This window comes from Pedobacter sp. GSP4, from assembly GCF_051857575.1.
In the GTDB taxonomy this organism is placed as follows: domain Bacteria; phylum Bacteroidota; class Bacteroidia; order Sphingobacteriales; family Sphingobacteriaceae; genus Pedobacter.
The window spans coordinates 812,175-825,717 of record NZ_JBPZIR010000002.1 but is presented as its reverse complement, the minus strand read 5'-3'; the positions used below and the strand labels follow the sequence as shown (position 1 = coordinate 825,717).

Annotated in this window: 10 protein-coding genes; 7 read left to right on the top strand and 3 right to left on the bottom strand. The window is 40.6% G+C overall.

Translation table 11 applies throughout. The annotated features are described in order from the left end of the window. The first annotated feature begins 6 nt into the window (after positions 1-6). Both ACS5PU_RS06955 and ACS5PU_RS06950 read left to right on the top strand, forming a co-directional pair. On the top strand, positions 7-1,395 hold the full coding sequence (locus ACS5PU_RS06955) for a RagB/SusD family nutrient uptake outer membrane protein (protein WP_439458556.1): 1,389 nt from the start codon (positions 7-9) through the stop codon (positions 1,393-1,395). Positions 1,396-1,471: 76 nt separating this feature from the next. Beyond that, positions 1,472-2,962, top strand: coding sequence for a redoxin domain-containing protein (locus ACS5PU_RS06950; RefSeq protein WP_439458555.1), 1,491 nt, complete (start codon positions 1,472-1,474; stop codon positions 2,960-2,962). Between the two features lie 633 nt (positions 2,963-3,595). Here ACS5PU_RS06950 and ACS5PU_RS06945 read toward each other — a convergent pair. Next, positions 3,596-4,579 carry an aldo/keto reductase gene (locus ACS5PU_RS06945; RefSeq protein ID WP_439458554.1) on the bottom strand — a complete coding sequence of 328 codons (984 nt, stop codon included), beginning with the start codon at positions 4,577-4,579 and terminating at the stop codon, positions 3,596-3,598. A gap of 95 nt (positions 4,580-4,674) precedes the next feature. Here ACS5PU_RS06945 and ACS5PU_RS06940 point away from each other — a divergent pair, with 95 nt between their 5' ends. From ACS5PU_RS06940 to ACS5PU_RS06930, 3 genes are read left to right on the top strand one after another with little or no spacing between them, the layout of a single operon-like run. Then, the gene (locus tag ACS5PU_RS06940; RefSeq protein WP_439458553.1) at positions 4,675-5,832 is read left to right on the top strand and encodes a sensor histidine kinase; all 1,158 of its coding nucleotides are present in this window, start codon (positions 4,675-4,677) and stop codon (positions 5,830-5,832) included. Beyond that, complete coding sequence (locus ACS5PU_RS06935) at positions 5,829-6,527, top strand: LytR/AlgR family response regulator transcription factor (protein WP_439458552.1); 699 nt, start codon at positions 5,829-5,831, stop codon at positions 6,525-6,527. Before ACS5PU_RS06940 ends, ACS5PU_RS06935 begins: the two co-directional genes overlap by 4 nt. A 31-nt stretch (positions 6,528-6,558) precedes the next feature. Then, positions 6,559-8,274, top strand: a complete 1,716-nt coding sequence (locus ACS5PU_RS06930) for a CocE/NonD family hydrolase (protein ID WP_439458551.1) — start codon at positions 6,559-6,561, stop codon at positions 8,272-8,274. A 127-nt stretch (positions 8,275-8,401) separates the two neighbouring features. Here the strand turns inward: ACS5PU_RS06930 and ACS5PU_RS06925 are convergent, their stop codons facing one another. Beyond that, on the bottom strand, positions 8,402-8,872 hold the full coding sequence (locus ACS5PU_RS06925) for a hypothetical protein (protein WP_439458550.1): 471 nt from the start codon (positions 8,870-8,872) through the stop codon (positions 8,402-8,404). Between the two features lie 208 nt (positions 8,873-9,080). On the opposite strand from ACS5PU_RS06925, the gene ACS5PU_RS06920 reads away from it, so the two are divergent. Together ACS5PU_RS06920 and ACS5PU_RS06915 are read left to right on the top strand one after the other, a co-directional pair. Beyond that, positions 9,081-11,093 carry a sensor histidine kinase gene (locus tag ACS5PU_RS06920; RefSeq protein WP_439458549.1) on the top strand — a complete coding sequence of 671 codons (2,013 nt, stop codon included), beginning with the start codon at positions 9,081-9,083 and terminating at the stop codon, positions 11,091-11,093. Further along, entirely contained in the window at positions 11,086-11,727 is a 642-nt protein-coding gene (locus ACS5PU_RS06915; RefSeq protein ID WP_439458548.1) for a response regulator, read from the top strand. The genes ACS5PU_RS06920 and ACS5PU_RS06915 overlap by 8 nt, the downstream gene beginning before the upstream one ends. A 430-nt stretch (positions 11,728-12,157) precedes the next feature. Here ACS5PU_RS06915 and ACS5PU_RS06910 read toward each other — a convergent pair whose 3' ends face one another. Then, a complete protein-coding gene (locus ACS5PU_RS06910) occupies positions 12,158-13,480 on the bottom strand; it encodes an amidohydrolase (protein ID WP_439458547.1) in 1,323 nt (440 codons plus the stop codon). Positions 13,481-13,543: the final 63 nt, after the last annotated feature.

Sequence of the window (13,543 nt, the reverse complement as noted above, 5' to 3'; positions counted from 1 at the left end):
GGAATCATGAAAATTAACTATATGTTTTTCAAAAAAATAATGGCATTGTGCTTGGTCTTAACAGCACTGTCATCTTGCAAAAAGTTTGTTGAAGCAGATTTGGCCAATAACCTCATTGCTAAAGAAGATGCTTTTACCACAGATAATTCGGCAACCAGTGCCACCTTATCACTTTATTCTTACTTTTCAACTGTAGATCATTTACGTTATACTACCTGGTTTGGCGGTTTAATGGCAGATGAGCTGCAGAATACCACATCCAATGCCGATCTGATCCAGTTTTCGCAGAATGTGGTTGCCCCAACAAACGGCAATCCCACCAGCTACATCTGGAACTATTCTTATCAGGTAATCAGGTACAGCAACCTGATTTTGGATGGCATTGGCCGCTCTACCGGAATGACTGCACCGGTGAAAAACCAGTTAAGTGGTGAAGCCAAATTTTTCAGGGCCTTAATGTATTTTAACTTGGTTAATTTTTATGGTGGAGTACCCATTACTTCAGAAGTAACCGAGTTGGATAATGCATTTAAACCAAGGGCAACAGTTGCCGAAGTTTATGCGCAGATTTTCAGTGATTTAAAAGATGCTCAGAACCTTTTGCCTACCACGTATGTTGGAAGCGCGGCTTTAAAAGTTAGGGTAAATAAATGGGCGGCTACTGCATTACTGGCCAAAGTTTATCTGTACAATAAAGATTATGCAAATGCAGAGGCCGAAGCCACAAAGGTAATCAGTTCAGGTACTTATAGCATGTCTACATTGGCCAATGCCTTTGTTAACACCAGTAACGAAACCATTTTGCAGTTGTCTACACTCTTCGGTGCATCGGCTTTCAGTACTTACCGTACTGCCAGTTCGGCCGCTAACGTAGCGCCTCCTGCCTATGTACTGTATAACAACTTTACCAAAGATTTCGAATTAAACGATAACCGTAAAACTTCGTGGATAGATTCGACAACCTTTAATGCCATTAAATACTACAGGATCAACAAGTATAAGGTACAATCGGCCACGGCAGCTACATTGGGTAACGAATACACGGTGTTATTGCGTTTAAGCGAACAATACCTGATCAGGGCAGAGGCCAGGGCGCAACTGGCCAATATTGGTGGTGCACAAGATGATATTAATGTGGTGCGCAACCGTGCAGGCCTGGGCAATACGAACGCTGCTGCACAGAGCACACTTTTGGCAGCTATTGCCAAGGAAAGAAAATTGGAACTCTTTGGTGAATTTGCAAACAGATGGTTCGATTTAAAACGTACCGGTACTGCCGATGCAGTTTTAGGGGCATTAAAACCAACCTGGAAAACAACTGCACAATTGTTGCCTATTGGTGCCGATCAGATTTTGCTGAACAACAAGCTTACCCAAAATCCAGGCTATAACTAACGCATTTAAATTTAGGCTACCTGAAACTTCAATTTCCGGTAGCCATTTTCCATAAAAAATAAAAAAAAAAAGCCATATGAAAGTATTAAAAACCGCCTGCTCGCTACTGTTATCGGTAGTTGCCCTCAGCGCAGCACAGGCACAGGATAGCAAACCTGCCGATACGCTGATTCAGTACCTGAACAAACTGGTCGTATCTAAAGATTCGGCCGATAAACAGATATTAAGGGCCAAATTGGCCGATTTATCGGGTGCTAAAACTGAAAAGGATGTAATAACGGCTGCCAATTATTATTACCGCATTGGCGATGCTAAAAAATCGGAAGCAATTTACGGTGATCTGGCTACCCGTTTCCCATTGGGTACGCAGGCCAGAAGCGCAGCTTCGAAAGATTTTTACTTGCTTAAAACTGCTGCAGAAGCTGAAACAGCTTATAAAGGTTGGATTAAAAAGTTTCCACCAAGCCTGTACGAAAACACCAAGGTTGATGACCGTTTGGCTTATGATTACGTTAGGGCTAATGTAGCCAGTAAGTTTGCTGCCGAAAAAAATGTAGCAAAAGCAAATGAATATGCCAATATGCTTGAAGTTGATTTTTGGAAAGGCAATGCGTATTCAGGTATCACAAATGCATTTTACAAAAATGGTGATTTGGCCAACGCCGAAATTTATGCAAAAAAAGGGATGGACAATGCTTTTTCTTATATAGATGGGAAAAAAGGAAACGAGAACTGGGCCAAATTTTCGGCTTCGGGCTACCCGGGCTTAACCAGTACTTATGCCAATATTCTGTTCGAAAGGAAAAAATATGCCGAGGCACTGAAATATTCGGAAATTGCCTACAAAAAATCAACAAGCTTAAGTCCAAGCTTAAACTACCGTTATGCGCAGATTTTAATGGGACTGAACAAAAACCAGGAGGCATACGATAAGTTGGAAGAAGTGGTTAAAGCAGGTAAGGCCACGCCAGAAATGGCTGCCGATTTTAAAAAGCTATATATAAAGTTAAAAGGCAGTGAAACTGGTTTCGATGCTTATGCTGCAGCCATTAGAAAAGCCTATTTAGAAAACCTGAGCAAACAGTTAACCAAAGATATGGTAAAAGAACCTGCGGCAGGCTTCACGCTTACCGATTTAAATGGCAAACAGGTTTCTTTGGCCGATTATAAAGGTAAAATTGTAATCCTCGATTTCTGGGCTACCTGGTGCGGCCCATGTAAAGCATCTTTCCCGGCAATGCAAATGGCTGTAAACAAATACAAAGACGATGAAAACGTGAAATTCCTTTTTATCCATACCTGGGAGAAAGTAGCCGATCCGGTTAAGGATGCAACTGATTACATCAAAAGCATGAAATACTCGTTCGAAGTATTGATGGATGTTAAAGATGCCGAAACCAAGGTAAACAAAGTGGTAAGCAGTTACAAGGTAAATGGTATCCCCGCTAAATTTGTAATTGATGCCGCTGGTAATGTAAGGTTTAAACTAACCGGCTTTGATGGCAGCAATGAAGCTGCGGTTGATGAGCTGAGCATGATGATTGATATGGCCAAAGCCAAATCTTAAACTTTAACAAAGTCAGGCCTTTAAAGCCTGACTTTGTTGTATATAAGCCTTTAGGTTGTGATCCTTTGGGGGGAGTTTATTTTTTACCACAAAGGCACAAAGCACACCAAGTCTATTTTTCCGTGCTTTCTGTGTCTCCATGGCTGTCAATTGTTTGCCACGGATGCACGGAGTTCACGGAGGAGGAATTTCTTTGTGTTTTTGTGTCTTTGTGGTTATTTTCTAATATACTGCGTGGTAAATGTGCAGCAAATTCCCATTAAGACTTTGTTATCCTACACCCGTTTGGAAACGAGCGTGAGCTAAATTCAATGAAAGCTTCCCACCATAGGTGACAGTAAATCATTGTAACGATGAAAGCCCCCCTCCATGGGTGGCACTAAATCATTGTAACGATGAAAGCTTCCTACCATAGGTGACACTAAATCATTGTTGCTATGAAAGCTTCCCACTATAGGTGGCAAGAAATCATTGTTAATTTTGAACGCCTCCTGCCATGAGGAGCACCAAATCAAAGTAATAATGATGTTCTCTTTACTCATAAGCCCTTAACTTATCATCCTGTAATGATCGCCCAGCCAGTATCGTCATTGCGAGGTACGAAGCAATCTTACTACTTTTGGTTGGTAAAAATTAAAAATTTTCAAGCTCAGTTGCAATAAATCCCAATTCATCTGCGGTAAGATCGAACTGCATGGCCTGTGCATTTGCAATAGCCTGTTCTGCATTTCTGACACCGGCCAATACGGTAGTAATTCCTTTTTGTAAGGTAGTCCAGCGCAATACCAGCTGTGCTAAAGTGGCGCTTTTTGCTTCAGCAATAGAGCGGATTTTTGCTAAAAAGCTTTCTACTTTTTTAAAGTCGAACTGACTGAAATACCCATTTCTATGGTCGTCGGCTTTTAACTGGTTATTTTCAAAATATTTTCCTGATAAAAGGCCGCGTTCCATTGGGCTATAAGCCAACAAACCAATGTGGTTTTCTACAGCATATGGTACAATATCGTTTTCTATAGCTCTGTGGAGCATGCTGTAATAAACCTGGTTAGATGCCGGCACATAACTTTTGCCTGCTTCCTGCATCAAATCAATCCCAGCGTTCGATAAGCCGGCCGCCCTGATTTTTCCGTTTTTGATCAGCGTTTCCATCGCTTCCATAGTTTCATCAATCGGAGTGCTTGCATCAGGCCAATGTTGCTGTAAAAGATCTATATATTCGGTTTTAAGGCGCTTTAACGATTCTTCAACTTCTTTAATAATGTTTGCTTTTGAAGAAAATTTGTAAATAGGAAGGGTTTTACCATCTTCCTGCATATCAAAAAAGTGTTCGCCTTTTCCGTTGTTGCTGCCATCCCAAACCAATCCGAATTTAGTTAGCAGTTGTATTTTACTCCGGTCTTTTCCTTTTAAGGCTTCTCCAATCAGTTCTTCGCTAAGGCCATAACCATAAAAAGGGGCGGTATCTAATGTGGTAATGCCATTATCTATTGCCGCATGTATAGCTTCAATCGAATCTTTTTTCTCGTTGCCACCCCACATGGTGCCACCAATGGCAAATGCGCCATATGTTATTGTAGATAGCTCGACGCCGGTATTTCCTAATTTTCTATATTCCATTTTGATGTTATTTAAATTTGATGCTGCAAAATTTGGGATAAATAGGCTATCATCAAAATAATATGAGTTATAGGAAACTATCATAATTTTAATGATTGGATTGCTTGATCCTCATCCAAACCGCACTCATCACCTTAAACCTGCGTTCCTGTACTTTTTATGGTTATATCCTGAAGATTTTGTTGCTTTGGAGTATGGAGAGAAGCAACAAACTATCATTATATTGGAAATGCCAGTTAATTGGTTGGTGCGTGGCCTCCTTGTATTGGGGATACATTGGCTTTAGTGGCGCCCATTTTAGTTGGTTTATTGGTGTGCTGCAATTTATTACCGATGTAGTGCTTTACATTGCCATTACGCATCTTTACCGCCAATTTGTGCTGCACTATGGCTGGCAGCATTTACAGTTGGGGCCATTGCTTAAAAGGATTATCCCCGCTATTCTTTTTATGGCGGTATTTTACACCGTGGTTACCTGCTTAAAAATATGGGCTTTTAAGAAACTGTTCCATGTTGGCGCACCAGAAGGCTTTTCGCTTTTTTTGAGCCATAATCTGTTAAATGTATTTATGGCAGGCATCAGGCTCATGTCTATCTGGATTTTGGCTTATCACCTGTACCAGTACGCGCAAAGGGAAATTAGGGCGGTAAAAGAAAATTCGCGGCTGGCACTCATTAACCGCGATGCAAGTTTGGCTCATCTCTCTTCGCAGATCCATCCACATTTTCTTTTTAATGCCTTAAATACCATAAAATCATTGGTGGAAGAAGATCCTCGGGCAGCACGGCACGGTATCGATCTGCTCAGTAGCTTATTAAGGTCGGGATTAGAAGATGGAGCAGATCTGGTACCGCTCTCGAAAGAAATGGAACTGGTAAGGGATTATCTGGACCTAGAGAAACTGCGCTTTGAAGAACGTCTTCAATCCAATTTTAATATCGATTTATCGCTTATGCGCGTGGAGATACCCAAGCTTGCTGTTCAAACCTTAATTGAAAATGCCATTAAACACGGAATTGCTACACTCAAAAATGGTGGAACAGTAACTGTAGATATCGAACGGCGTGAAAAATGGATGAATATTACCATCAGCAACCTGGGGAGTTTACATGTTGATTACCGTACCAAGGGTTTAGGCTTTAAAAACCTGGTAGAAAGGCTAAAACTAACTTATGGTGCAGAGGCTTCTTTACAGTTGGATGAAGCTAAAAGTGGACAGGTTACCGCCACATTAAACATTCCGCTGATATGAAGAAAATAAGGATTTTGATAGTAGACGACGAACGTCATGCACGGGTGGAGTTAAAAAGGTTAATAGCTACCTCAACAATACTCGAGCTGGTAGGAGAGGCCAGCAACGCCGATGAAGCAGAAAAGCTGATTGGTATATTGCAGCCCGAATTACTTTTTCTGGATATCCAGATGCCGGGCCGTTCGGGTTTTCAACTGCTCGAGGCTTTGCAAATGGCACCTGAAGTAATTTTTACTACTGCTTACGATCAGTATGCGATTAAGGCATTTGAAGTGGGCGTACTCGATTACCTGCTTAAACCCATTCGGGATGAGCGCTTTGTACAGGCTATCGAAAAAATAAAGGTCAAGTTTAATACAGCTAAGCTTAATAAAAAGATATTCGTTAAAAACAACGATGGCTACTTTCTGGTGAGCTGGGAAACCGTTGCCTTAATTGAGTCGGTAGAAAACTACGCCCGAATATTTTTTGAAGGCAAGCGCGCCTGGATTAAAAGCTCACTCAATCAGCTGGAGAAATTATTGGATGAAGAGCTGTTTTTCAGGTGCAACCGCACACAGCTTATCAACTTAAATTATGTAACAGAAATTAAGACTTTGGAAAGTGGGAAACTCAGCATCACTTTGAGCACCGGCGAGCTGATTGAGGTATCCGGACGTAGATCGATCCTATTGAAAAGAACAGGAAAAATTTAAAAGTTTAAATTATTAATTAAAGATTAAGGAAATGAAAAAAGTACTCCTTATGGCATTGCTATGCCTTATTTTTAGGCAAACCTGCTTGGCGCAGGATTATATTATTCAGGATAGTGTGATGATTAAAACCAAAGATGGTCACTTATTATCGGCAGTTGTAGTTAGAAAAAACAACCAAAAAGAGCCATTGCCTACCGCACTGATGTTTTTCATCTATTCGGATACGGAACGCAGCATTGCGATTGCCAAAATAGCTGCAGATCACGGTTACATAGGCATAGTAGCCGATACCAGAGGCAAACGCTTAAGCCCCGAAACTATAGAGCCCTACGAACATGAGGCGAGAGATGTGAACAGTGTAATCGATTGGATTGTAGCACAGCCCTGGAGCAATGGCAAAGTAGGCATGTATGGAGGAAGCTACTCGGGTTTTGCACAGTGGGCGGCTACAAAATACCTGCATCCGGCGCTGAAAACCATTGTACCTTATGTTGCGGCCATTCCGGGGCAAGGTGTACCCATGGAAAACAACATTTTTATCAATGCCAATTACCAGTGGGCATTTTATGTAACCAATTCCAAATACCTGGACAATAAAGTCAATAACGATAACGAACGCTGGCGGAAGATGCGCCAGAATTGGTACAGTTCGGGCGCTGCCTATAACCGGATTGATAGCGTAGATGGTACGCCAAACCCCTGGTTGCAAAAATGGTTAAAGCACCCCGATTACGATAGCTATTGGCAGAACATGGTGCCATATCAAGAAGAATTTAGTAAAATTAATATCCCTGTGCTGAGCATTACCGGTTACTATGATGATGGACAGATTTCGGCCATGCAATACCTTAAAGATCATTATCAGTATAATCCGAAAGCCCAGCACTATTTGATTATTGGCCCGTACGATCATTTTGGTGCGCAGCAAGGCGGCAAGCCCGTGTTGAAAGGCTATCAGGTAGATCCTGTAGCGCTGATCAATACACGCGAAATTACCTTTCAGTGGCTCGATTATATTCTGAAAAACGGCAAGAAGCCTGAAATACTTAAAAACAGGATCAATTATGAGGTAATGGGTACAAATAGATGGCAGCATGCTCCATCGATAGAAAAAATGGCCGATAAACACTTAAAGTTTTACCTAACGGATGCTCAATCAGATTCATCATATCTGCTTAGCACCGTTAAACCTCAAAAGAGCGGCAGTTTAGAACAGGTTATCGATCTGGCCGATACCAAAAGCTGGTATAACGATTATTATCCTTCATCAATTATAAAAAAGGAACTCGATCGCAGTAACGGACTTTTCTTTATGAGCGAGCCCTTAACACAGGATATACAGATTAATGGGATGTTTTCGGGGTTATTGGCCGCAACACTGAATAAACGTGATATTGATATTGGTGTGGTGCTTTATGAGGTAAGCCCAGAAAATGAATACTTTGAACTTTCTTACTTCTTTGGACGGGCAAGCTACTTAAACGACCATAGCAAACGCAACCTGTTACAGCCGGGGGTTAAAGAAACAATGGCCTTTTTTAAAACACGGCTGGTAAGCAAACAGATTAATAAGGGAAACAGGTTATTGGTGGTGCTGAATATTAATAAGAACGAATTTGCCCAGGTAAATTATGGCACAGGCAAGGATGTGAGCCTAGAAACCATAAAAGATGCAGGAGAACCTCTAAAAATCAATTGGTTTAATGAGAGTTATGTAGAGATACCGGTGAAGGAGTTCATTGAATGAGGGATTGATTGATTGATTGATTGATTGATTGATTGAATGGTTGAGGGATTGAATGATTGAGTGGATGTAGATTGGCCTGAATATAAAAACAGCTGCCCGTTTTTAACGGCAGCTGTTGGTTTAATGTTTAAAGCTGGTATTGTTTGATAAACAGCGGATCCCTGTCTTTTACAATCCGTTCTGAGCCTTGATCGATGATCTTACCGTTTACTTCAATTTTGTAGGTTACGGTAAATGGGGTAGCTCCGAATTCAAATCCACCAAAACTTAAATTGCCGGCATAAAAACTACTGGCCGATTCAATTACAATGGTTTTTCCACCATTAAAATCATCGGTACCTACCGTTATGGCCGATCCTTTTTTCGTAACACCATCTACCAACCAATCGATAGTTGTACCGGTAGCATTTGCTCCCACAACAGTTACATCAAACTTATCGCTTTCTGCTTTTTTGAATTCGCTGGAAAGGCTGATGGTAATTTTAGCTTTTTTACCCTCCGTTCCACCAGTTGGGTCGTCGCTCTTTTTTTTACATGAGAATAGAACAGTTAAGGCCAGCATTCCGGCCATCAACAAGGATTTTTTTTGAATTTTCATAGGTTTTATTATATATTAATTTAAATGAGATGCGTTAATCTGCTTAAGTATTTTATTGTGTTAATGTTGAGTTGAAGCATTGTTCACAGCAAAATACGTGAATAGGATAAAGCTGGTCAATCGGGCAAAAGCAGTAATTTTTTCTACTGGTATTCCAGTATTTTTTGATGAAATTTTAGTTTGCGGCATAAACAATGCATTTTAGGGCATGAGAAAAATCAGCTGGCTTCTTGCTTTCCTGCTCCTGAGTTTAAATTTGCCTGCGCAGATAACGGGGTCGGATAAAAAGTATCTCGATAGCCTTAACCAGTTGGCTGCTCGAACTATATCTGATAGCATAAAGGCACATCTCTATTTTAAAATTTCCGATTTTTGGGTAGATAGGGATACTGTAAAAACCAAAGCATATTTAGAAAAGGGAAAGGGCTATGCCCATAAATATCCATTTTTAAGGGGACGCTATCACTACCTTTTGGGCGATTATTACGCCAGTACCGATGCCGCCAAAAGCGAGGCCAGTTATTTAAGGGCCGATAAAGAATTAGCTGCATTAACATCTAAAGCGGCCTACCGGCAAAGAACCATGCTGTGGCATAACTACGCACTGCTTTACCAGCATAAAGATGAAATAAAAACTACGCTGAATGTGCTGATCAACCGCGTGCTGCCTCTTGCTAAAAAAGCTGGAGATGAGATTTTGGTGGGTACCGAATACATTTCTATTGCTACTCTTTTTATTAATTTAAAGCAATACGATAAGGCAGCTTTATATTCGGGCCAGGGTATTGCCTACTTCGAACATACACCTCCTGATCAAAATTATTTAAAGATCAATGCTTACTTAACCACTGCCGAAAGCTATTACCATTTAGAAAAATACCCTGCCGCCAAAAAGTATTTCGATCTGGCCAAAAAGCTGTTGAATGGATCGGTAAATGTAGTTTCGCATGCCAATTTGGATATATTCTGGCTCAATTACCATCAGATTTTTGCCTGGTACCTTAAGGCAACCAAACAACAGCAGGAGGCCTTGCTGAATATAGAAAAAGGAACAATATTGGCCAAAAAACTGGGTAACGATTATATTTTGCAGGCACTTGGCTTTGATAAATATGAAATACTGTTTGAACAGAAAAAGTATGCTGCAGCCGAAAAATTGTTGCTTGAACTGGTAAAAAAGGAAGAAATAAACAAGCTGGCCAGTAACCGGTTAATCAATGCCGATAAATTGGCCAACTTTTATGCTACTACAGGTAACATGGCCGAGGCATACCGATGGCTAAAACGCAGTAAACATTTGGGCGATAGTTTAAGCGAAAGCCGGATAAAGGCAGATATGAACACCCTCGAAATTAAATACCGCACTGCCGAAAATAAAAAGAAGATTGCAGCACTAAATGCCGCACAGAAACAGCATTTGTTAAGCTTAAAAAACCAGCGCTTAACAAACTGGTTGCTTGTGGCCGCCACCATATTTCTTTTGGCCCTTGCTGGGTTTATATTCTTTTATTACCGCAATTATAAAAGGTTAGCCACAGAAAGGGAAATCAACCTTAAACAAAAATCGGAAGCACTTGAGCAGAAACAGCAGATTGAGGTGACAAAAGCCATGCTCGATGCTGAAGAAAAAGAGCGTAACCGGGTGGCTCGGGATTTACACGATGGGCTTGGCGGTATGTTGGCCGGTGTAAAAATAAACCTTTCTAGCTGGGCAAAGCACAACGATAATATGGAAACACATGATTTTGAACTACAGCGCATTATTAACCAGTTGGATGGTTCGGTAAACGAATTGAGGAACATTGCCCGGAACATGATGCCGCAAACTCTGCTGGAATATGGTTTGGAAGCAGCCCTGAAAGAGCTTTGCGAAAGTGTAATGGCCAAAGATATTGATGTAGATTTCCAACCGATAAACATTGGTAGAAACATAGGCTTGTCGCAACAGATTGGTATTTACCGGATTGTGCAGGAGGTTATTGCCAATGTATTAAAACACGCCGGAGCAACCGAAATTTTGCTGCAGTGCAGTCAGAATCAAAATAGGTTTTATATTACCGCCGAAGATAACGGCAAGGGTCTTGATGTTAAAAGCCTCAATAAGAAAAGTGGTATGGGAATAGGAAATATCAGAAACAGGGTTGAGTATTTAAACGGCACATTTGATATTTCATCGAGCCTAGATGAGGGTACAATAATAAATATAGAACTTGATGTTTAGCGGTAAGGAACAAATTAAAATTGTGGTTATAGATGATCATCCAGTGGTTGCAGCAGGACTTGAAAGTTTGCTGGCCAAAGAAAAAGGCTTTGATGTGATAGCTATTTTTGCCTGCGGCCTGGATAGCTTGCCTTTTATCGAAGAAAATGAAGTGGATATTGTTATTCTGGATATTTCGCTGCCCGATGTTAATGGAGTGGATCTATGCCGGAGGATAAAATCGATTTCTCCTAAAATCAGTGTTTTAGCCTTGAGCAATCACACCGAACGTATTTTAATTATGCAGATGCTGCAAAACGGGGCTTCGGGTTATATGCTAAAAAATTCGCCCATTAGTGAAATTGTATCCTGCATTCACGAATGTTTGCTGGGTGGAATAGCTTACAGCAAAGAGGTAAAAGATATTATCTTAAAACCGGCTATTAATGAGCTTAATGAAAGACCTAAAATTACCAAACGTGAAAAACAGGTGCTAAAACTGATTGAGGAGGGCAAGACCACAATAGCCATGGCCGAAATGCTTTTTGTAAGTCCATTAACCATTGAAACCCACCGCAGAAATCTGATGCAGAAGTTTGGGGTTAAAAATGCGTTGGAACTGATTAAAATTTCGCGTGAGCAATTGCTGCTTTGATGAGCTCTCATTTTTATCATTACGAAATAAGGTAGTTAAGCGTATGGTTCCAGCCTAATGTTCTTAACTTCTTAATGTTTAATTATTTTGAGCCTTTCAGTTATTACCATTACGAAATTAAGGTAGTTAAGCGTATGGTTCCAGCTTAATGTTCTTAACTTCTTAATGTTTAATTATTCCGAACCTTTAGTATTTACCATTAAGAAATTAAGGTTGTTAAGGGTTTGATTGCAGCTTATTGTTCTTAACTTCTTAATGTTTAATTATTCTGTGCTTTTCACTTTTACCATTAAGGAATTAAGGTAGTTAAGCGTATGGTTCCAGCTTAATGTTCTTAACTTCTTAATGTTTAGTATTCTGAACCTTTAGTTTTTACGATTAAGAAATTAAGGTAGTTAAGGGGATAATTCTTAATTATCATACTGATCCCTTAAAAAACTACTTTTCCTTCGTGAATTAATGATTTCACAGGAGATATCCTCGATACAGCTTCGGCTGAGCAGCTGGCATCTATCAACACCACATTAGCCTTATCGCCAGCTTTTGGCCATTGCCTTTCTCCCTTATCTGTTAATGGTACAACGTTGCCAGTGGCTAGTTTTAAGATACGTGAAAGATCAAACTCGGTACGGTATCCATAAACCTGCGCAGCTAAATTAGCCTTCTGTAAAATGCTGCCTATACCAAAGGTGCTCCAATGATCGACAATACAATCGTTACCCGCTACCACATCTACCCCATATTTATATAGCGTTGGAATAGGCATAGGCGTGCCTGTAAATGGAATGGTAGATGCAATACCCATTTTTGCTGCACCGAGTTTTTCTGCTATTTCTTCTGTTTTACTTTTATCCAGATAGCGGAGTGCAAATGCGTGACTTACATATGTTTTGCCTTTTAATACTGGGTTTTCCATCACTTTTGCAATCAGATATTCGATGGTTTTAAGTCCAGGTTCTCCCGATTCGTGCAGGTGAATGTCGATGCCTTTACCATGATCCAAAGCCAACTGTACCACAAAATCCATATGTTTTTCAATGCCGCCATCAATACTGGTTGGATCAAGGCCTCCGATAAAATCAATATCCATTTTAGCTGCTTCTTTCATCAACTCTTCCGATTTGGTGTAATAAATACCGTGTTGCGGAAAAGCCACCAGTTCGGCCTGAAACGATTTTTTTTTGTGCAATAAGGCCGTTTCAAGGTTCTTCAACGAATTCAGACCAGATGTTGGTTCGATGTTTACGTGCGAACGGGCATAGCTGGTACCATACGACTGCAGGAGCCCGATAAGTTTTTCCGTACGCGGAACCGATGTTTTTAATAGCTCTGGAATAACCTGTTGCTCATAGGCAATCATATCCTTTACGCTTCTGTTTTTTTTGAGGTGCGCCTGCCAAGGTAATCCATAATAGGTTTTATCCAAATGGATGTGCATATCCCTAAATGCCGGAAGCATTAAACAACCTTTTGCATCCGTTGCATTAGCTGCTGAATTGTTCGGTAAGATGTCTTTTATCTTTCCCTCTTCAAAAGAAACGGTAAAGAGTGCTGTTTTGGTGCCAATCACTTCATCACCATCATAGGTAAAACCAGTTTCGAGCCGCACATTTTTTAACGTAAAGGTTTGCCCTGCAGGGATGCTTACCTTTTCTTCGGCTGCGGTTGTTTCAGCGGTAGGCAAACAGGTTGCAGCAAGTAAAATGGAAGAGCTTTTGATAAAGTTTTTTCTGGTGATGGGCTGTGGTATCATAATGGCTAAAATCGTTTATACAAACTTAATGGCTTGCAGCCTTTTTACACAGTAAGATTTATG